Below are 16,752 nucleotides of genomic sequence, written 5' to 3'. Positions count from 1 at the left end.
AGTCATGGAAAAATACGCCTTCCGCATGCGACTCCATCCCGGCAAGGCCGCCGAATACCAGGCGCGTCACGACGCGATCTGGCCGGAATTGGTCACACTCCTGAAGGACGCCGGTGTCTCCGATTATTCGATCCACCTCGATGAGGAGAACGGCCTGCTCTTCGGCGTCCTCTGGCGTTCGGACGATCACAGGATGGCCGATCTGCCGTCGCACCCGGTGATGCGGAAATGGTGGGCCCATATGGCCGATATCATGGAGACCCGCGCTGACAACGAGCCGGTCGCCGTGCCGCTCAAAACCGTCTTCCACCTCAAATGATGATGAAAACCGTCGCCGTCATCGATATCGGCAAGACAAACGCCAAGGTCGCACTCGTCGATCTCGAGCGCTTCGAGGAAATCGCCGTGCGCAAAGCCGGCAATGCTGTCAGCGCTGACGGGCTTTACCCGCATTTCGACACCGAGCGCCTCTGGCGTTTCATTCTCGACAGTCTGGCCGCGCTTCACGGCGAGCACCCGGTGGATGCGATTTCGGTGACCACGCATGGCGCGACCGCCGTGCTGCTCGATGAAGCGGGCGAGCTCGCCTTGCCGGTTCTGGACTATGAATTCGCCGGTCCGGATGCGCTCGCGGAGGAATACGAGGAGGCGCGCCCTCTCTTCACGGAGACCGGTTCGGCGCGCCTGCCGATGGGGCTCAATGTCGGCGCTCAGCTCTTCTGGCAGCAGCGCATGTTTCCGGAGCATTTCGCCCGCGTCGCGACGATCCTCACCTATGCGCAATATTGGTCCTACCGGCTGACGGGGGTCAGGACGAGCGAGTTGACCTCGCTCGGCTGCCACACCGATCTCTGGAATCCGAAGGCGGCAACCTTCTCGTCGATGGTCGACGAGCAGGGTTGGCGCTCTCTCTTCGCGCCGGTGCGAAGGGCGGGCGACGTGCTTGGTCCCCTGCTTCGGCAGGTTGCCGACGAGACGGGCCTGCCGCCGGAAACGCCGGTCCACTGCGGCATTCACGATTCGAACGCCTCGCTGCTGCCGCATCTCATTACGCGCCAGGCGCCGTTCTCCGTAGTCTCGACCGGAACCTGGGTGGTGATGCTCGCCGTCGGCGCCGAGCCCGTGAAACTCGACGAGCGGCGCGACACGCTCATCAACGTCAACGCACTCGGTGATCCGGTGCCTTCGGCCCGCTTCATGGGCGGGCGCGCCTATTCCCTGCTGATCGGCGACGATCCGCCGCCGGCCTCGCCCGAGGCCGAAGCCAGTGTCCTGGAACAAGGGCATATGCTGCTGCCGTCGCTGCCGGGTGGTTCGGGGCCGTTTCCGGCTGCGCGCCCCTGCTGGACGACGGACGAAGGCAAGCTCGCTGCCGCCGAACGGCTCGCCGTCGTCTCTTTTCATCTTGCACTGATGACAGCGACCTGCCTCGATCTGATCGGGGCAAGGGGCGAGATCCTGGTCGAGGGGCCGTTTGCCTCGAACGACGCCTATCTGAGGATGCTTGCCGCCGCCACCGGCCGGCCGGTGCTTGCCAACAGGCTGAACAGCACGGGAACGAGCCTCGGCGCCGCCTGCCTCGTTGCGGGCGCCCGCGTCAGGACGGGGACCGCGCCGATACCGGCCGCAAATCCGGACGCCTGTGCGGCTTATGCCGAGACATGGCGCCGGCGCACTGCTGCGCATGTCCGGAGTGATCCTTAAAGGAATTTCAGAAGACGGACGTTCTGCTCGCTGCGCGGCCATACTCAAGGTTGACGACGATCGATATCGCTGCCATTGCGAGCGTTGCGGTGATGATGGCGCCTATTCCAAGAACAATCATTGTTCACGTCCCGTGGCGCACCGTCATGATGCCGCCCATTGCCTGAAGATGCTACTCAACGCGTAGTTCGCGCTATCACACCTGCATGTTCTGAATCGCAGCCGACACCAGGAACATGCAGCACTTCAAATGCTATAGCGACCTCTGCCCGTCCGATGGGAGACGCATGACGCTGTATGCTTCGATACTGAACGGCAGGCAGATCCGCAATTCTAAACTCTCATCATTGAAAACCTGTGGCTGCGTTCAAAGAAAACGTTGCATCGCTAGCGGACGGCAAAGCTCCGGTTGAATTTTAGCGATTCCGGTTAGGAGGCATGAGGCATTAACTTTCAAGCAAGGAATTAACCATAAACATGGTCCAACACGTCGGAATAGGAAGTCTCTACTTCTCCTCAAGGCATGATGCCGCACCGCCGTACCGGTTTCGGTCCGGTATCCACTTTCATTGAAATCACTGTGGGACGGACGATGGCGGGCGCTTCCGGGCGCGCTGCTCTATCGGGTGGGCGTGACCGGCCGCCGGCGGCGACCCTCCCCAGCAGATTTCGAATGCGGGACGTATCAGCAGCCGGGGACCAGGGTGAAACAGGAAGCGTCAGAACAGGCGAGAAAGGGCCAGGCGGGCAGCCTGCTGGAACGCCTGCGCTTTGCCGGTCTCGACGAGGATGCCTGCGCGCTGCTGCGCGATCACCGCCAGGCTCTTTCGCCACGCATCGACCTGGCGTTGCGCGCCCTCTCGCACCGCCTGCAGGCGAGCCCCGACGCGGCGCGGCACTTCGACAGCGACCGCCAGATCGACCGCCTGCACGATCTTCAATCGTCACACTGGAACGTGCTCACAGATGCGCGTTTCGACGGACTTTATGCAGAGCGCGTAAAGGTCCTCGCCGATACCGAAAGCCGCATGGGTCTCGACCCGCGCTGGCAGATCGCAAGTCATTCGATCGTGCTCGAGCACCTTATCCTCGGTGCGATCGAGGATGCCTGGCCGAAATCCATCCTCTCCCTCGGCAAGGCACGCAGGAAAGAACTCCGCGATCTCGTCGCCGCTCTCGTGCGCACTGCCTTCGTCGATACGGAGATTGCAGTCTCGCTGCGTTTCAACGCGCTGCGCCAGCAGCACCAGCGGCAGCTTTCGGAGCAGCGCCGGGACGACGAAAGCGAGTTGAAGACACTCTTCTCGGATTTTCTTCGGGCTATCGGGGAGGGCGACCTGACCGCGCGTCTTCCGGAAGATGCGCCGGATGCCTACCAGCCGATCGTGGCAGGCCTCAACACGGCATTGGGCCAGATCAGGGATGCGCTGCTTGCGGCCGACAAACGCGCCACGGCGGCCGAGGCCATCGTCTCGGAGCTGCGCGGCAGTGCCGCAGAATTCTCGGGCAATGCCGGCGCAGAAGCGAAAGCCATCGACCAGCATCTCGTGAGCCTCGGCACCGTAACCGAGCGGATTCGCACCGGATCGATCCGGATCGCCGAGACCGAGACCAAGGCAGGTGAGACGCGGATCGCCGTGGAACGCAGCGGCGAGATCGCCGGTCAGGCGATCTCTGCCATGGCGGACATCGAGGCTTCCGCCGAGAAGATTGGTCAGATCATCGGCGTGATCGACGAGATCGCCTTCCAGACCAATCTCCTTGCCCTCAACGCAGGAATCGAGGCCGCACGGGCGGGCGAAAGCGGCCGCGGTTTCGCGGTCGTCGCACAGGAGGTGCGTGCGCTCGCGCAACGCTCCGGCGAAGCGGCGCGCGAGATCAAGCAACTCGTGACCGGAACCAAGGGCCAGGTCGTGGCCGGGGTCGAGATCGTCGGCCGGACACAGCACGCGATCAGCAGCATCGCAGAACAGGTAATCTCCATAAACGAGGCCGTCACCGGCATTGCCCGCGAGGCGGAATGTCAGGTGAGCGATCTTGCCTCCGCAACCTCGGAGATCGGCGGGATCGCACGGGCGATGAACCGAAGCGCCGCACTCGGGGGCGCGGCACTCGCATCGGCCGACGATCTTCACGGTGTCATCGTGGAGCTGGGCGAGACCGTCCGTCGCTTTCATCTCGACCGTCAGGCGAGATCGGCCGCGAGCTTCGCCCCGCGGATGAGGATAGACGCGCCGGAAGACGAGACCACGGGACCGTTCGTCGAAGTCACTTCCGAACGTCATCTGGCTGGATGGCGGCGCTAGCAGGGCATGTCAAGCGAGGGAAAAATGGCCAGCAGAAACTCCGCACGAAACACGCTGAAGCTCGCTCCGGTATTGGACCTGAACGAGGCAACGGTGCTGCATGAAAGCCTCCTGGCACTGAAAGGCGGCGCCGTGGCGATCGACGCGTCCGCCGTCGAGCGCGTCGGGGCGCTTTGTGTCCAGGTGCTCATGGCCGCCGCGAGAAGCTGGGAAGCGGATCGCCTGTCTTTCACCTTTGCCGAGGTGTCCGACGCTTTCATCAAGACGACACAGCTCATCGGGGCGGACATCGGTCCCCTGATGGCAAAGGAGATTTGAGCAATGAAGAAGAGAGTTCTGACTGTCGACGATTCCCGGACGATCCGGAACATGCTTCTCGTCACCCTCAACAATGCCGGATTCGAAACGATCCAGGCGGAGGATGGCGTCGAGGGCCTCGAGAAGCTCGACACGGCCAACCCCGACGTCATCGTAACGGACATCAACATGCCGCGCCTCGACGGCTTCGGCTTCATCGAGGGTGTGCGCAAGAACGATCGCTACCGTGCGGTGCCGATCCTCGTGCTGACCACCGAGAGCGATGCGGACAAGAAGAACCGTGCGCGGCAGGCGGGCGCCACCGGCTGGATCGTCAAACCGTTCGACCCGACCAAGCTGATCGATGCCATCAAGCGCGTAACGGCCTGAATTCCGGGGACAGCCATCCAATGGACATGAACGAAATCAAAGAGATTTTCTTCCAGGAATGCGAGGAGCAACTCGCGGAACTGGAATCGGGTCTCCTCAAGCTCAATGACGGCGATCGCGATCCGGAAACGGTGAATGCCGTTTTCCGTGCGGTCCATTCCATCAAGGGCGGCGCCGGCGCCTTCGGGCTCGACGATCTCGTCTCCTTCGCGCATGTGTTCGAGACGACGCTCGATTGCGTTCGATCCAACAGGCTGGAACCCAATCAGGACGTTCTGAAAGTCATGCTGAGATCGGCGGACGTGCTTGCCGATCTCACCAACGCCGCCCGTGACGGCGGCGGCGTCGACGAGGCGCGCAGCCGGCAACTGATCAAGGAACTCGAAGCACTCGCCAACGGCGAATTGCCGCAAGCCGCCGAATCCGCGCCGAAGACGGCGCCGGCCGGCATTGCCCCGGCTGCTCCGGCCGTCAACGAGGAAGGCTTCCAGCCGGTTGCCTTCTCCTTCGACGATTTCGAGACAGGCGACGAGCCGACGATCGAACCGTCCACCTATGAGATCGTCTTCAAGCCCAAGTCGGATCTTTATTCCAAGGGCAACGACGCCACGCTGCTCCTGCGCGATCTCTCGCGCCTCGGCGAAATGAGCATCCATTGCGAGATGGACACTCTGCCGCCGCTGGACCGGATGAATCCGGAGGAGGCCTATTTCTCCTGGAAGGTTTCGCTCAAGACCGACCAGGGCGAAGAGGCGATCCGCTCCGTATTCGAATTCGCCGAGTGGGATTGCGACCTCGACGTCGCGCTTGCCGGCGGTATGGTCGGGATGGACGAGGACCTGCCGATGCAGCCCGTCCCCTTCGACCTTTCGATCCTCGATGAGGAAGCCCGGGCGCCTGCCGGGCAAGAGAACCGGGCCGCCACCAGCGAGGGCGACCCCCGGAATGCGGCCGTCGCGGCGGCGCAGACGGCGAGCAACGTCCTGCAAATGGCGCAGTCCACGGCGCGCGTCTCCCCGGAGAATGCCCGCAATTCCCAGTCGGCATCGGCGGCACAGGCTGCCGCCCAGCAGGCCGCTTCCGCCGCGACCCCGACCATTCGCGTCGATCTCGATCGGGTCGACCGCCTGATCAATCTCGTCGGGGAACTCGTCATCAACCAGGCGATGCTGTCGCAGAGCGTGATCGAAAACGACACCAACGGCACGTCGTCGATCAATATGGGCCTGGAGGAACTGCAGCAGCTTACGCGCGAAATCCAGGACAGCGTCATGGCGATCCGCGCGCAGCCGGTCAAGCCGGTCTTCCAGCGCATGTCCCGCATCGTCCGCGAAATCGCCGACATGACCGGCAAGTCCGTCCGTCTCATCACCGAGGGTGAAAATACGGAAGTCGACAAGACGGTCATCGACAAGCTCGCCGAGCCGCTTACGCACATGATCCGCAACGCGGTCGATCACGGTCTCGAGACGCCCGAAAAACGGGTTGCCGCGGGCAAGAACCCGGAAGGAACGGTGCGGCTCACGGCCAAGCACCGTTCCGGCCGCATCGTCATCGAGCTTGCAGACGACGGCGCCGGCATCAATCGCGAGAAGGTGCGCCAGAAGGCGATCGACAACGATCTCATTGCCGCGGACGCAAACCTTTCGGACGAGGAGGTCGACAACCTGATCTTCCACGCGGGTTTCTCCACGGCCGACAAGATCTCCGACATTTCCGGCCGCGGTGTCGGCATGGATGTCGTCAAGCGCTCCATCCAGGCACTCGGCGGCCGCATCAACATCTCTTCGAAGCCGGGCCAGGGCTCGATCTTCACCATGAGCCTGCCGCTAACGCTCGCCGTCCTCGACGGCATGGTGGTGACTGTCGCCAACCAGACGCTCGTCGTGCCGCTGACGGCAATCGTCGAGACGCTGCAGCCGGAGGCCTCCGCGATCCACAGCTTCGGGTCCAGCCAGCGGCTGATCTCGATCCGCGACTCCTTCTGCCCGCTGGTGGATGTGGGCCGCATCCTTAACTTTCGCGGGGCACAGGCCAACCCGGTCGAAGGTGTGGCGCTTCTCGTCGAATCCGAAGGCGGTGGCCAGCGCGCGTTGATGGTCGATGCCATCCAGGGCCAGCGCCAGGTGGTGATCAAGAGCCTCGAAGCCAACTACACGCATGTGCCCGGCATCGCCGCGGCCACCATTCTCGGCGACGGGCGCGTGGCACTCATCCTCGATGTCGACGCCATCGTTGCTGCGTCGCGCGGGCAATCCCTGAAACCCGAAATGTCTCTTGCTGCCGCCGGATAATCCCCATGACCAATGCCGCAAAACATCTGACGAGTGGGGGACGGGAGCTGATCGCTTTCCGCGTCGGCGACCAGGAATTCTGCGTCAACATCATGTCGGTGCGTGAAATTCGCGGATGGACGCCGGCGACCCCCATGCCGCATGCGCCCGCCTGCGTGCTCGGGGTCATCAATCTGCGCGGCGCCGTGCTGCCGATCGTCGATTTCTCTGCCCGGCTAGGCATGAAGGCGGCCGAGCCGACGGTTCGGCACGTGATCATCGTCGCACAGGTCAACAGCAGGGTGGTCGGCCTGCTGGTCGACGCCGTTTCCGACATTCTCACCGTCTCCGACCGCGATATTCAGGCGACACCGGACATCGCGTCCGATTTCGAGCGGAGTTTCGCACGTGGCGTGTTGGCGATAGAGGGGCGCATGATCTGCCTCGTAGAGCTCGACTCGGTCTTCCCGAGCGAGGAAAGGGAGGCGGCATGAGCGTCCGGGCCAACATCGATCAGAGTCCGTATCCGGAGGAATGTCTCGCGAGCGGAGAATATCCGCTGACCCGCCGCGATCTTACCGAGATCGCCGCGATGATCTACGCGGATGCCGGCATCTATCTCAACGAATCGAAGGCATCGCTCGTCTATTCGCGGCTTTCGAAGCATATCCGCAATCTCGGACTGAAGGGGTTCCGCGAATACTGCCAGCTCGTCGCTTCGCCTGCCGGGGCGGCGGCGCGCCGCGACATGCTTTCGCATCTCACGACGAATTTCACCCGCTTTTTCCGCGAGAACCATCATTTCGAGCACCTGAAAACTGACGTTTTGCCGGGTCTCATCGCCCGCGCGAAGAACGGCGGTCGCGTTCGCATCTGGTCTGCGGCGTGTTCGGATGGCCAGGAGCCCTATTCGATGGCGCTGACGGTGCTGTCGCTGCTGCCCAATGCCGCGGACTACGACTTTCGCATCCTCGCGACCGATATCGACCCGAAGATCCTGTCGCTGGCGCGGGCCGGCGCCTACGACGCGACGGCGATCGAGACGGTGAACCCTGCCATGCGCAAGCAATGGTTCAGCGAGGTCGAAGTCGGCGGCCGCCGCAAGTGGCAGGTCGACGATCGCGTCAAGCGGCTGATCACCTTCAACGAGCTCAACCTGATGGCGCAGTGGCCGCTCAAGGGGCCGTTCGACGTGATCTTCTGCCGCAACGTCGTGATCTATTTCGACGAGCCGACGCAGATGAAGATCTGGTCGCGCTTCGCCGGCGTGCTGGACAATGGCGGGCACCTCTATATCGGCCACTCGGAACGTGTGTCGGGGGATGCAAAGGCGCTCTTCGACAATATCGGCATCACGACCTATCGCCACACGGGCAAGTTCCACGGAGGTCGGGCATGAGCACTCCCGCACGTGTTCTCGTCGTCGACGACTCGGCCACCATGCGCGGCCTCATCTCCGCCGTGCTCAATGCCGATCCGGACATTACGGTCGTCGGTCAGGCTGCCGACGCGCTCGAGGCGCGCCAGGCGATCAAGCAGCTCGACCCCGATGTCGTGACCCTCGACATCGAGATGCCGAATATGAACGGCCTCGAATTCCTCGACAAGATCATGCGGCTGAGGCCCATGCCGGTGATCATGGTCTCGACGCTGACGCATAGGGGCGCGGAAGCGACGATCGCCGCGCTCGAGATCGGCGCCTTCGACTGCGTCGGCAAGCCGCAGCAAGGGGATCCGCATCCGTTCCGCGATCTCGCCGACAAGGTCAAGGCGGCCGCGCGTTCGCAGCGCAAGTCCATGATCACCAGCAACAGGGCGGCCGCGCCGGCGGTGACAGCCGTTTCCGACTACCGGGCAGGGCGCAAGATCGTCGCGATGGGAGCTTCGACCGGCGGGGTCGAGGCTCTGATCACGGTCCTGCAGAAATTCCCGGCGAATTGCCCGCCGACGGTGATCACGCAGCACATGCCGCACACCTTCACGAAGAGCTTCGCCGAGCGGCTGAACCGGCTTTGCGCCCCCACGGTCCAGGAGGCGACGGATGGCGCGCGGCTCGAGGTCGGAAAGGTCTACCTGGCGCCCGGCGGCGAACGACATCTTGAGGTGCATAATGCCGCCGCGCCCTGCTGCCGACTGGTGGATCAGCCGGCGGTCAACGGACATCGACCCTCGGTCGACGTGCTGTTCGGTTCCGTCGCCGAACTGGCGGGCCGCAACGCCATCGGGGTGATTCTTACCGGAATGGGCCGCGATGGCGCCGCCGGTCTTCTGAAATTGCGGCATGCCGGGGCACGCACCTTCGGTCAGAACGAAAAGACCTGTGTTGTCTACGGCATGCCGCGCGTCGCCTATGAATTGGGCGCGGTCGAAACGCAGCTCCCCCTCGGATCGATCGGGGAGGAGATTTTGAAGACGGCGGCAGCCCGAAAAGAAGGAATCGAATAATGTCTCTCGCCGAAAAGATAAAAGTTCTGATCGTCGACGATCAGGTCACGAGTCGTCTGCTCTTGGGCGACGCACTGCAGCAGCTCGGCTTCAAGCAGATCACCGCAGCCGGTGACGGGGAACAGGGCATGAAGATCATGGCTCAGAATCCCCATCATCTGGTCATCTCCGATTTCAACATGCCGAAAATGGATGGGCTCGGCCTGCTCCAGGCGGTGCGTGCGAACCCGGCCACGAAGAAGGCGGCCTTCATCATCCTCACGGCACAGGGCGACCGCGCCCTGGTGCAGAAGGCGGCTGCGCTCGGCGCCAACAACGTGCTGGCCAAGCCGTTCACGATCGAAAAGATGAAAGCCGCGATCGAGGCCGTGTTCGGGGCGCTGAAATGAACACCGAGGCTGCCGGCAGGCGCGTTCATGTCATTCAGGGCGAGTTCAAGGTCGTCAACGATCCGGATATCGTGCTTTCGACCATTCTCGGCTCCTGCGTGGCCGCCTGCATGCGCGATCCGGTGGCCGGCGTCGGCGGCATGAATCACTTCCTGCTGCCGGGATCGGCGACCTCGCCGAGCTCCGGCGCGGACGCCACGCGCTACGGCGTGCACCTGATGGAGCTTCTCATCAACGGCCTCCTGAAGCAGGGGGCGCGGCGCGACCGGCTGGAGGCGAAGATCTTCGGCGGCGCCAGGACGATTGCGCGTTTCTCGAACGTCGGCGAGCAGAATGCCGCCTTCGCGCGTCAGTTCCTGATGGACGAGGGTATCCGCATCGTCGGCGAAAGCACCGGCGGCGACCACGGACGCAAGCTCGAATACTGGCCGTCGTCCGGGCGCGCGCGCCAATATGCGCTGACGGGCGTGGAGGCACAGCGGGCGCTTCAGATGGACCAGCGGCCCGCCGTGCCGAAGCCGGCCGAAAGCTCCATCGAATTCTTCTGATCATACCGGCCGAGGCCACGTGAGGAAACAATGCAGAAAGACCACAACCAGCCTCACGCGGAAGAATCTCTGCCGGACGTGCTGATGCGCGTCGTCACGGAGCTCCACGATGTCGCTTATCTGATCGAGCGCATAGAGCCTCAACTCATGAGCGACGACGGCGCCGGCGCGGACAGGATCATGGTGCTGCAGGGCATCGACCTTGCGGTGCAGAAGACGCGCGGGCTCGCCGAGTTCATCGATACCATCACCGCCTCCATTCCCGACACCTGCCTGGTCGACGTCACCACCGCAGTCAGCCTCGTCAAGCTTGCCGACATGAAGAAAGCGCTCGGCAGCGGCATTCTCCGGCATGGGCATTCGCAGCCGCTGACCAAGGCGGCCGGTGACTTCGAGGCCTTCTGAGCGGCGCCGTCGCAGAGGAGTGCCCTTCCTTCGGGTCGCGCCCGGGTTAAACCCGAGGGCTAACCCTCTCCCGGCAGGCGGACGAGGGCGGTCGCGCGATGCGCTGCGCGACAGTTCGCCGATACCTGACCTTTCGCCAAGTTCGCGCAAGTTTCGTGTCCTAGCTTCGCTTCCGGGGCTGGTAGATTCGCGGCTAATGCAGAACGGCTGAGCGCAAGCCGTTTTCCAGCAAACCCGAATGTTGGATCTGCGCAGGGTACCGACCGGATAATCGGAGCGGGTGCCTTGCGATACTGGGTGCGGAAACAGAATGAATCTGTTCGATCAATTCTCGATGTTCACGAAAAATCTGAGCAATCTCGGACAAGGAAAGCTCATTGCGCTTGCCGTGGCCGGCGTCGTGGCGATCGGCTTCGTCCTCGGTGCCGGTATCTATGTGAACCGGCCGTCCTTCGAGACGCTCTATGTCGGTCTCGAACGCAGCGACGTCACCCAGATCAGCATTGCGCTTGCAGAAGCCAACGTCGACTTCGAAGTCGGCACCGACGGCGGCAGCATCCAGGTGCCCGTGGGCATGACCGGCAAGGCCCGTCTGCTGCTTGCCGAGCGCGGCCTGCCGAGCAGCGCCAATGCCGGTTACGAGCTCTTCGACAATGTCGGTTCGCTCGGGCTCACGTCTTTCATGCAGGAAGTGACCCGCGTTCGGGCGCTCGAGGGCGAAATCGCCCGCACGATCCAGCAGATCTCCGGCATCGCCGCCGCACGCGTCCACATCGTCATGCCGGAGCGCGGCAGCTTCCGCAAGGCCGAGCAGACGCCGACGGCCTCGGTCATGATACGGGCAAGCGCCACGGTCGGCCGCAGCGCCGCGTCCTCGATCCGGCATCTGGTCGCGTCGTCCGTGCCGGGCCTCGATGTCGACGACGTCACCGTCCTCGATTCGACCGGCCAACTGCTCGCATCCGGCGACGACCCGTCGAACAGCGCGCTCAATCAGTCACTCGGCGTCGTCCAGAACGTTCAGTCCGATCTCGAAAAGAAGATCGACAATGCGCTGGCGCCATTCCTCGGGATGGACAATTTCCGCACCAGCGTCACCGCCAGGCTCAACACCGATGCGCAGCAGATTCAGGAGACGGTCTTCGATCCGGAATCGCGCGTCGAGCGCTCGACGCGCGTGATCAAGGAAGAGCAGAAGTCCAGCCAGCAGCAGCCGGACAATGCCGCGACGGTACAGCAGAACGTCCCCCAGGCCGCGCCGCGCGGCGGAGCCGGTCAGCAGTCGAGCGACGAGGCGGAGAAGAAGGAAGAGCAGACGAATTACGAGATCAACAGCAAGACGATCGCCACCGTCAAGAACAGCTATTCGATCGAGCGGCTGTCGATCGCGGTCGTCGTCAATCGCGGGCGCCTCGCGGCCATGGCTGGCGAACCGGCGGATCAGGCGAAGATCGATGCCTATCTCCAGGAGATACAGAAGATCGTTTCCTCTGCCGCCGGGATAGATCCGGGCCGCGGCGACGTCGTGACGTTGAACGCCATGGATTTCGTGGAGACACAGCTCCTCGACCAGGCGGTGCCGGGTCCGGGGATCATGGAAATGCTCACGCGCAACCTCGGCGGCATCATCAACGCGCTCGCCTTCGTCGCAGTCGCTTTCCTGGTCGTATGGTTCGGGATGCGACCGCTTGCCCGCCAGCTGGGCTTCGGCGGACAGGCGGGCAAGCTCGAAGGCGAAGCCGCCGGGCTCGAACTGCCGGATTTCTCGCCGGCAGGCGCCGGCGCAGGGGGTGCCCTCATGGAGGGGTTCGGCTCCGATTTCGGCTTCGACGGCGGCGACGATCTGCTCAATCTCGGCGACGAGGCGGGCTTCAACCGCCGCGTCAAGGAAGGGCCGGAGCGGCGTCTCGCCCGGATGGTCGAGATCAGCGAAGAGCGGGCGGCGAAGATCCTGCGAAAATGGGCGGTCGATCGGGCAGCGTAGAAAACGCCGGCGGAAACCTGAACTGGAACGAGGTCCCGCCCAACAGGCGGGACTTTGTCTATTGGGCGCGCCTCAATCCGGCCCGCGCCGGCGCAAGGGCCTTCCGAGAGTATTGGCGAGTCTAGCTCCGGCTGGCGACGACACGGCGGAGTCCGGTCAAAGAATCCGCCCCTCGTCATGGATCCCGTCCGATGGCTGTCGGAAAATTTAAACCAATTTTTAATTAATTTAGATTCGCACGCCGCTCTCCGTGCTGCGGCTCGCGCAGTCAGTTACTCCGCGTTGTTTGCGGGATCCGGAGCTGTATTAAAATATATCTTCGAAAGGGCGGAATATAATTTCAAGCACAGACTTTCCGCATTCCTGGCGTTGCTGTCAATGAGCCTTCCAGGATTTGATGCATTTCGGCAACATTCCCCGGCTTAAAGTAAGTCTTGGATGAAGAGTTGAGGCGTCCTGAAAGCATCCTATCTGCAACGAAAGGGCGAACTCCCGTCCGGTGTGACGGATTCTCAACCGCGCGGCCACAAACGACGATTGCAGGATACCGTTTATTATCAACATCTTGATTAGAGAATTGGTCGGGGTGAAAGCGTGCCCGGCGGCCGACCGGCTCACGCATACGTGAATGGCTCAAGGCAAGGTTGGCAAGTAATCGCGCAACAGGACGCCCTGTCTTTTTGGGGGCGGCGATGTACAGTTTAGCAATTGATTCGCGTCCTGATACTCGCTTGGTGGCAAGAATACCGGCGAAGCCGGCTGTCGGGGACGACAGGGCAAGCGTGACATTCCAGGGCGCCGAATCCGGCACGGGGGCTGAGAGTTATGGAAATGTCGCGGTCGGACGCAGTCTGGTCTTCGGAGACCGCTGCGCCGCGGGTTTGTGGACGCAAAATATCAAGGGAGCAACTGATCCGAAGGCTTGGAGAAGTGGCCTCGGGTACGGGACTCGGCAACGGATTGGCAGCGCTGACGGAATATGTCGGCGCAACCCATTACCTTCTCGCCCGGCACGATGTTTCGCAGGACGGCGGACTGGATTTTGTCGTCTGTTCCGACTGGCCGTTCGACATCGTTCGGCGTCTTTCGGGCATCATCGCCGGGCTCCATACGAAGATCACCGAACTGGAAAAGTGCCTCGCCCAACTGCAGCCGGCCTTCCATACGCTGCCCGACGATATCGGTTTGCCGCGGGGGGTCAGCCGGAGCTATTGCGCCGTGACCTTCAGCGTAGGGCGCACGCGGTTCTCGTTGATGCTGCTCTTCCCCGAGGACGTGATCCTCTCCCAGGAGGCGCTGCGCGACATCGCGGTGCTTGCCGGCTATGTCGCCAGTCACAAGATCAAGGCCGATGTGCGCCACGACCGGGAATGCGAACTGACCGAGCGCGAGCTCGAATGTCTTTTCTGGATTGCCGAAGGCAAGACGAGCGATGAGATCGCCGTGATACTCGGGATCTCCCGCAACACGATCAACAACTACATCACCAGCGTAATGCGCAAGACGGCGACGCGAACGCGGTCGGAAGCGATCGCCCACGCGGTGCGCAACAATCTGGTTTAGGAGCGGTGACGATGGCTTATCTCGTGGCGCAGGATCGCGACGACGCCGGCCGGTCGGGTCGCAACGTCCGCGCGGCGCGGGCGGCGACGCTGGTGACGCGCTTGCAGGCCATGCAACGGCAGATCAACGCCAAGAATTTCGCCGTTCTGCGAACGAATGGCAGGGGCGTCCCCGGAACGCGTAAGCTCACCTGCGTCCTCCACAACTGGGGAGCCGCTTGCGAGGAAAACGCGCGTGATCTGATCATTCTCTACGGCGACGAGTTGCTCCAGCATCTCGATCTTTCCCTGCTGCCGGTGCTCTGGAACGGTCAGGGCGAGCATCAGACCGCCGAAGCCTCGGATTTCGGCCCGTTCACGCGCCGGCTGAGAGAGCGCAAGCTTTCCTATTCGGGCATCGCCTTTCCGATAAGGCTCGGCGCGCAGGGCAACGGCTACGTGATTTTCGCCGGCAGCTACATCGATGTTTCGGGCGAACAGATCGTCGAGCTGCACGGCCGCAGCGCGCAGATCATGATAGACCTCCTGGCCGCCGACGAGAAGCGCCTGTTCAAGACCGAAGCCTTGAGCGATCGCGAGATCGCCTGCCTGCAAATGGCCGGCGATGGACATATCAGCGAGGAGATCGCCGACAAGATGGGCCTCTCGATACATACGGTGAATGCCTATCTCGGGGCCGCGACGACGAAGCTCGACTCCGTCAACCGGATTCAGGCGATAGCCAAGGCGATCCGCCTTGGCTATATCAGCTAGCCATAGCTAAGGTCCGTCGAGATTCGGAATTCCCGCCGCGGCCTGTTCGATTTCCTCAACTCGCCAGCGGCAGCGGATAGGTTTTGACGAACTTCGCTTCTGCCAGGCTCTTGGCGAGAAAGGCCGTGTTCTCGTCCGGATTGCCGGAAGGCTGTTGAAAGTTGATGTGGCTGATCTCGATGCCGGCCGTATCGCCCGCGAGCACGAGGCGCGCATAGACAGTCACGCCGCGGGGCTTCAGTTCGAGGTCGAGGATAACCTCCGGGCGACTGTCCCAGTCGAGGTTATAGTTGCCGCCGAGGCCGAAGTTCACGGTGCCGGGCAGGAAATAGAGCTCTGCCGCCGATTCCACCAAATCGGCGATGCTCGCATAGGACTCGAAGCGCAGGAGCGCGATGAAATCCGCAGCATCGATGAGGCGCAATTCGGTCGCAACCGGACGGATCGCCTCCGCAACTATCTGTTCTCGTTCTTCGGAGAATTGGCACTTTTTCAAGATCATGTCACCCGTCTTTGTTGCGGCTGAGCTGCATAAACCCGGTGAATCAGTTCGGCGACTGCCTTGTAAAACACCGGTGGAATGACACTATCCACCGAGACTTGTGCAAACATGGAGCGTGCAAGCGGCGGATCCTCGAAGACGGGGATGCCGTTCTTCTCCGCAATCTCGCGAATCTTCAGGGCCACCAGGTCCTTTCCCATGGCCACGACGACCGGCGCGTCACTCTCCTCGCGCACATAGCGCAGTGCTACGGCATAGTGGGTCGGGTTGGCGATGATCAGGGTTGCTCGCGGAACCGAGGAGATCATCCGCTTGCGGGCGCGGTCGCGCTGCATCGATCTGAGCCGCGATTTGACGATCGGGTCGCCCTGCGATTGCTTCAGCTCGTCCTTGACCTCCTGCTTCGTCATCCTGAGCTCCGTGTACCAGTGATGGCGCGTCCAGAAGAGATCGACGATGGCGAGCGTCGCGGTGGCGAAGAGAACGACGATGATGATCTGCTTGAGGTCGGAGATCATCGTCGTGAAGATCGTCACCGGATCGGAGAACATCATGTCGAGCGTGGCGAAATAATCGTTCCAGAGCACGAGGACGACGACGATCGAAACGACGATGATCTTGAACAGCGACTTGCCGAATTCCACCAGCCCCTGAACGCCGTAGATCCGTTTGAAACCGGCCACGGGCGATACCCGGTTCCATTTCGGCTGGATGCGGTCGAGGACCGGCCGCGGCAGGTTCTGGAAGATCGACGACCCGACGCCGAAGACGATAAGTAGGATGAAAACCGGCAGAACCAGCGCGGCGCATTTCAGAACGACATGCGAAATCAGGGCGACGGCGTCGGTTGCGGTGTCGAGGCGCCAGGCTTCCGGCTGCTCGAAAATGTCCTTCAGCGCCTCGGCCATGTTTGCCGCGCCGTCCGAAAGGAAAAAGACGACGAAAATGTAGATCGCCAGCGTCGAGGCGAAAGCGGTCACCTCACGCGAGAAAGGGACGTTGCCTTTCTCGGTCGCGTCGGAGATCTTCTTTTCCGACGGCGCTTCTGTTTTACTGTCCTTGTCCTGCTCTTCCGCCATGAAACAGCAAGCTCCTCAGCAGGCGACAATGTGAACGACGCTTCCGGTTACCCCTCGACCCGAATTCGCGAGGGAATCGTGGCAGCTGACGCAAGCGCTCGCTGTTGTGGTGAAC

The 16,752-nt window shown here is 62.5% G+C and carries 17 protein-coding genes; 15 read left to right on the top strand and 2 right to left on the bottom strand.

What is annotated here, in order from left to right; all coding sequences use genetic code 11:
- Positions 1-4 precede the first annotated feature (4 nt).
- From rhaM to visR, 15 genes are all read left to right on the top strand, one after another.
- The gene (gene rhaM / locus N0Q91_RS14855) at positions 5-319 is read left to right on the top strand and encodes an L-rhamnose mutarotase (RefSeq protein WP_018094198.1); all 315 of its coding nucleotides are present in this window, start codon (positions 5-7) and stop codon (positions 317-319) included.
- Positions 316-1,704 carry an FGGY-family carbohydrate kinase gene (locus N0Q91_RS14850; protein ID WP_275596785.1) on the top strand — a complete coding sequence of 463 codons (1,389 nt, stop codon included), beginning with the start codon at positions 316-318 and terminating at the stop codon, positions 1,702-1,704. The genes rhaM and N0Q91_RS14850 overlap by 4 nt, the downstream gene beginning before the upstream one ends.
- Positions 1,705-2,408: 704 nt before the next feature.
- The gene (locus N0Q91_RS14845) at positions 2,409-4,010 is read left to right on the top strand and encodes a globin-coupled sensor protein (protein ID WP_275596784.1); all 1,602 of its coding nucleotides are present in this window, start codon (positions 2,409-2,411) and stop codon (positions 4,008-4,010) included.
- A 24-nt stretch (positions 4,011-4,034) separates the two neighbouring features.
- Positions 4,035-4,328 (top strand): STAS domain-containing protein, encoded by a 294-nt coding sequence (locus N0Q91_RS14840; RefSeq protein WP_100669617.1) that lies wholly within the window; start codon positions 4,035-4,037, stop codon positions 4,326-4,328.
- 3 nt (positions 4,329-4,331) lie between these two features.
- Positions 4,332-4,697 carry a response regulator gene (locus N0Q91_RS14835; protein WP_275596783.1) on the top strand — a complete coding sequence of 122 codons (366 nt, stop codon included), beginning with the start codon at positions 4,332-4,334 and terminating at the stop codon, positions 4,695-4,697.
- Between the two features lie 20 nt (positions 4,698-4,717).
- A complete protein-coding gene (locus N0Q91_RS14830) occupies positions 4,718-6,991 on the top strand; it encodes a chemotaxis protein CheA (RefSeq protein ID WP_275596782.1) in 2,274 nt (757 codons plus the stop codon).
- Positions 6,992-6,996: 5 nt separating this feature from the next.
- Positions 6,997-7,464 (top strand): chemotaxis protein CheW, encoded by a 468-nt coding sequence (locus N0Q91_RS14825; RefSeq protein WP_275596781.1) that lies wholly within the window; start codon positions 6,997-6,999, stop codon positions 7,462-7,464.
- Positions 7,461-8,369 (top strand): protein-glutamate O-methyltransferase CheR, encoded by a 909-nt coding sequence (gene cheR / locus N0Q91_RS14820; RefSeq protein WP_275596780.1) that lies wholly within the window; start codon positions 7,461-7,463, stop codon positions 8,367-8,369. Before N0Q91_RS14825 ends, cheR begins: the two co-directional genes overlap by 4 nt.
- Complete coding sequence (gene cheB, locus N0Q91_RS14815) at positions 8,366-9,415, top strand: protein-glutamate methylesterase/protein-glutamine glutaminase (protein WP_275596779.1); 1,050 nt, start codon at positions 8,366-8,368, stop codon at positions 9,413-9,415. Before cheR ends, cheB begins: the two co-directional genes overlap by 4 nt.
- Entirely contained in the window at positions 9,415-9,804 is a 390-nt protein-coding gene (locus N0Q91_RS14810; RefSeq protein WP_003529938.1) for a response regulator, read from the top strand. Before cheB ends, N0Q91_RS14810 begins: the two co-directional genes overlap by 1 nt.
- A complete protein-coding gene (gene cheD / locus N0Q91_RS14805) occupies positions 9,801-10,352 on the top strand; it encodes a chemoreceptor glutamine deamidase CheD (protein ID WP_018094208.1) in 552 nt (183 codons plus the stop codon). The genes N0Q91_RS14810 and cheD overlap by 4 nt, the downstream gene beginning before the upstream one ends.
- A 30-nt stretch (positions 10,353-10,382) precedes the next feature.
- Positions 10,383-10,757, top strand: a complete 375-nt coding sequence (gene cheT, locus N0Q91_RS14800) for a chemotaxis protein CheT (RefSeq protein ID WP_127598117.1) — start codon at positions 10,383-10,385, stop codon at positions 10,755-10,757.
- A gap of 310 nt (positions 10,758-11,067) precedes the next feature.
- Positions 11,068-12,741 carry a flagellar basal-body MS-ring/collar protein FliF gene (fliF, locus tag N0Q91_RS14795; protein ID WP_275596778.1) on the top strand — a complete coding sequence of 558 codons (1,674 nt, stop codon included), beginning with the start codon at positions 11,068-11,070 and terminating at the stop codon, positions 12,739-12,741.
- 825 nt (positions 12,742-13,566) lie between these two features.
- Positions 13,567-14,304: a transcriptional regulator VisN gene (gene visN, locus N0Q91_RS14790; protein WP_100669607.1), complete on the top strand. Its 738-nt coding sequence runs from the start codon at positions 13,567-13,569 to the stop codon at positions 14,302-14,304.
- Positions 14,305-14,315: 11 nt separating this feature from the next.
- Positions 14,316-15,056 carry a transcriptional regulator VisR gene (gene visR, locus N0Q91_RS14785; protein ID WP_275596777.1) on the top strand — a complete coding sequence of 247 codons (741 nt, stop codon included), beginning with the start codon at positions 14,316-14,318 and terminating at the stop codon, positions 15,054-15,056.
- Positions 15,057-15,111: 55 nt separating this feature from the next.
- On the opposite strand, the gene N0Q91_RS14780 is transcribed toward visR, so the two are convergent.
- A complete protein-coding gene (locus N0Q91_RS14780) occupies positions 15,112-15,552 on the bottom strand; it encodes a BspJ family T4SS effector nucleomodulin (protein WP_512557049.1) in 441 nt (146 codons plus the stop codon).
- A gap of 2 nt (positions 15,553-15,554) precedes the next feature.
- Positions 15,555-16,637, bottom strand: coding sequence for a flagellar biosynthesis protein FlhB (gene flhB / locus N0Q91_RS14775; RefSeq protein ID WP_100669601.1), 1,083 nt, complete (start codon positions 16,635-16,637; stop codon positions 15,555-15,557).
- Between the last annotated feature and the right edge of the window lie 115 nt (positions 16,638-16,752).

It is taken from the genome of Sinorhizobium prairiense (assembly GCF_029201645.2).
GTDB classification, from domain to species: domain Bacteria; phylum Pseudomonadota; class Alphaproteobacteria; order Rhizobiales; family Rhizobiaceae; genus Sinorhizobium; species Sinorhizobium meliloti_A.
Note: the sequence above shows the minus strand (reverse complement) of the source record. Positions and strands in the feature narration are given on the sequence as shown.

What these genes read in the sequence shown, in the direction of transcription:
- N0Q91_RS14810 (WP_003529938.1), top strand. Translation starts at nt 9,415, where the DNA reads ATGTCTCTCGCCGAAAAGATAAAAGTTCTGATCGTCGACGATCAGGTC.
- visN (WP_100669607.1), top strand. Translation starts at nt 13,567, where the DNA reads ATGGAAATGTCGCGGTCGGACGCAGTCTGGTCTTCGGAGACCGCTGCG.
- fliF (WP_275596778.1), top strand. Translation starts at nt 11,068, where the DNA reads ATGAATCTGTTCGATCAATTCTCGATGTTCACGAAAAATCTGAGCAAT.
- visR (WP_275596777.1), top strand. Translation starts at nt 14,316, where the DNA reads ATGGCTTATCTCGTGGCGCAGGATCGCGACGACGCCGGCCGGTCGGGT.
- cheB (WP_275596779.1), top strand. Translation starts at nt 8,366, where the DNA reads ATGAGCACTCCCGCACGTGTTCTCGTCGTCGACGACTCGGCCACCATG.
- N0Q91_RS14825 (WP_275596781.1), top strand. Translation starts at nt 6,997, where the DNA reads ATGACCAATGCCGCAAAACATCTGACGAGTGGGGGACGGGAGCTGATC.
- N0Q91_RS14850 (WP_275596785.1), top strand. Translation starts at nt 316, where the DNA reads ATGATGATGAAAACCGTCGCCGTCATCGATATCGGCAAGACAAACGCC.
- cheD (WP_018094208.1), top strand. Translation starts at nt 9,801, where the DNA reads ATGAACACCGAGGCTGCCGGCAGGCGCGTTCATGTCATTCAGGGCGAG.
- rhaM (WP_018094198.1), top strand. Translation starts at nt 5, where the DNA reads ATGGAAAAATACGCCTTCCGCATGCGACTCCATCCCGGCAAGGCCGCC.
- N0Q91_RS14830 (WP_275596782.1), top strand. Translation starts at nt 4,718, where the DNA reads ATGGACATGAACGAAATCAAAGAGATTTTCTTCCAGGAATGCGAGGAG.
- N0Q91_RS14835 (WP_275596783.1), top strand. Translation starts at nt 4,332, where the DNA reads ATGAAGAAGAGAGTTCTGACTGTCGACGATTCCCGGACGATCCGGAAC.
- cheR (WP_275596780.1), top strand. Translation starts at nt 7,461, where the DNA reads ATGAGCGTCCGGGCCAACATCGATCAGAGTCCGTATCCGGAGGAATGT.
- N0Q91_RS14840 (WP_100669617.1), top strand. Translation starts at nt 4,035, where the DNA reads ATGGCCAGCAGAAACTCCGCACGAAACACGCTGAAGCTCGCTCCGGTA.
- flhB (WP_100669601.1), bottom strand. Translation starts at nt 16,637, where the DNA reads ATGGCGGAAGAGCAGGACAAGGACAGTAAAACAGAAGCGCCGTCGGAA.
- cheT (WP_127598117.1), top strand. Translation starts at nt 10,383, where the DNA reads ATGCAGAAAGACCACAACCAGCCTCACGCGGAAGAATCTCTGCCGGAC.